The sequence below is a fragment of the Streptomyces mexicanus genome, assembly GCF_902506575.1.
In the GTDB taxonomy this organism is placed as follows: domain Bacteria; phylum Actinomycetota; class Actinomycetes; order Streptomycetales; family Streptomycetaceae; genus Streptomyces; species Streptomyces mexicanus.
In genome coordinates this window covers 1-1,865 of sequence record NZ_LR732574.1, presented here as the reverse complement: position 1 = coordinate 1,865, position 1,865 = coordinate 1, and the positions used below count along the sequence as shown (strand labels likewise).

Annotated in this window: 2 protein-coding genes; one reads left to right on the top strand and one right to left on the bottom strand. The window is 74.5% G+C overall.

The window, feature by feature from the left end; genetic code table 11:
* Position 1 precedes the first annotated feature (1 nt).
* Positions 2-883, bottom strand: a complete 882-nt coding sequence (locus GV126_RS32520; RefSeq protein ID WP_159674564.1) for an SIS domain-containing protein — start codon at positions 881-883, stop codon at positions 2-4.
* A gap of 123 nt (positions 884-1,006) precedes the next feature.
* Here GV126_RS32520 and GV126_RS32515 point away from each other — a divergent pair, with 123 nt between their 5' ends.
* Positions 1,007-1,786: a DeoR/GlpR family DNA-binding transcription regulator gene (locus tag GV126_RS32515; RefSeq protein ID WP_159674562.1), complete on the top strand. Its 780-nt coding sequence runs from the start codon at positions 1,007-1,009 to the stop codon at positions 1,784-1,786.
* Positions 1,787-1,865: the final 79 nt, after the last annotated feature.

The window sequence follows — 1,865 nt, the reverse complement described above, 5'->3', positions numbered from 1 at the left end:
GTCAGGGGGTGAGGATGACCGAGCGGGTCAGGTGGCGCGGCTGGTCCGGGTCGAGGCCGCGGGCCGCGGCGACGGCGACGGCCAGGCGCTGGGCGCGGACCAGTTCGGCGAGCGGGTCGAGACCGCCGTCGATCCACAGCCCGCCGGTGGCGCGCACCTGGTCCGCCAGACCGTCCGGGGCCGGGCCGAGCATCCAGGTGGCGGTGCCCCGGGTGGTGATGCTGATGGGGCCGTGCCGGTACTCCATCGCCGGGTACGCCTCCGTCCAGGACAGCGACGCCTCGCGCATCTTCAGGCCGGCCTCGTTGGCGAGTCCGACGGTCCAGCCGCGCCCCAGGAAGGTGAACTGGGTGCAGTCCACCAGTCCTTCGGGCAGCGGCTCGGTCAGGGCGGTGCGGGCGTCGGCGACGACGGCGTCGGTGTGCAGGCCCAGATGGGCGCGCAGCAGGGTCAGCGCGGTGGTGGCGAACCGGGTCTGGACGACGGAGCGTTCGTCGGCGAAGTCCAGCACGACCACGTCGTCGGCGGCCTTCATGACCGGCGTGTCGGGGTCCGCGGTGACGGCGGTGGTGCGCGTACGTCCCTTCACCTGCCCCAGCAGGTCCAGCACTTCCGTGGTGGTGCCGGAGCGGGTCAGGGCGAGGACGCGGTCGTAGGAGCGGCCGCGGGGGAACTCCGAGGCGGCGAAGGCGTCGGTCTCGCCCTGCCCGGCTCCCTCGCGCAGCGCGGCGGCGGCCTGGGCCATGAAGTACGACGTCCCGCAGCCGACGATCGCCACCCGCTCCCCCGGTGCCGGCAGCGCGGCGCGGTGCCCGGCGGCGTCGGCCGCGACGCGGGCCCAGCACTCGGGCTGGCTGGTCAGTTCGTCCTCGACATGGCTCATGGCGGACACCCTCCCACATGTGATCGTTCGTGCAAGATAGCCGTGCTTTTCAAGCAGAATCAAGCATTTCCCGGGTGCACGGGTGCGCTAGGGTCGCGAAGGAGCGAGAAACGGAGGCCGCTGATGTCGCGCGACGCCCGCTGGAAGGCGCTGCTGGAGCTGCTGGTCGAGCGCGGCCGCCTGGACGTCGAGGAGGCGGCGGCCGAGCTGGAGGTGTCGGCCGCGACGATCCGGCGGGACTTCGACCAGCTCGCCCAGCAGCAGATGCTGGTCCGCACCCGGGGCGGCGCGGTCGTGCACGGCGTCTCCTACGAGCTGCCGCTGCGCTACAAGACGGCGCGCCGGGCCTCCGAGAAGCAGCGGATCGCCCAGGCGGTCGCGCATCTGGTGGCCCCGGGCGAGGCGGTGGGCCTGACCGGCGGGACGACCACCACGGAGGTGGCCCGCGCCCTGGCCGTGCGCGGCGACCTCGCCTCCGGCTCGCCGGCCCTGACGGTGGTGACGAACGCGCTCAACATCGCCAACGAGCTGGCCGTGCGTCCCCAGTTCAAGATCGTGGTGACCGGCGGGGTCGCGCGCCCGCAGTCGTACGAGCTGATCGGCCCGCTGGCGGACGGCGTACTCGGGCAGATCACGCTCGACGTGGCGGTGGTGGGCGTGGTGGCGTTCGACGTCACGCACGGCGCCGCGGCCAACGACGAGGCGGAGGCCGCGATCAACCGGCTGCTGTGCGAACGCGCCGCACGCGTGGTCGTCGCCGCGGACTCCAGCAAGCTCGGCCGGCGCGCCTTCGCGCGGATCTGCCCGGCGGAATCGGTGGACACGCTGGTGACGGACACGGCGGCGGGGCAGGACACCGTGCGCCGGTTCGAGGACGCGGGGATCCGGGTCGTCACCGTCTGAGCCGCCCCCGGCGGCCGGCGGCCGGGGCCCCCCCCGGGCGCCCCGCGGGGCCCCGCGGGCCGGACGAGCTGGGCAGGGC

Excerpts from the sequence above, each read along its gene's own strand:
- GV126_RS32515 (WP_159674562.1), top strand. The coding sequence starts at position 1,007 with ATGTCGCGCGACGCCCGCTGGAAGGCGCTGCTGGAGCTGCTGGTCGAG.
- GV126_RS32520 (WP_159674564.1), bottom strand. The coding sequence starts at position 883 with ATGAGCCATGTCGAGGACGAACTGACCAGCCAGCCCGAGTGCTGGGCC.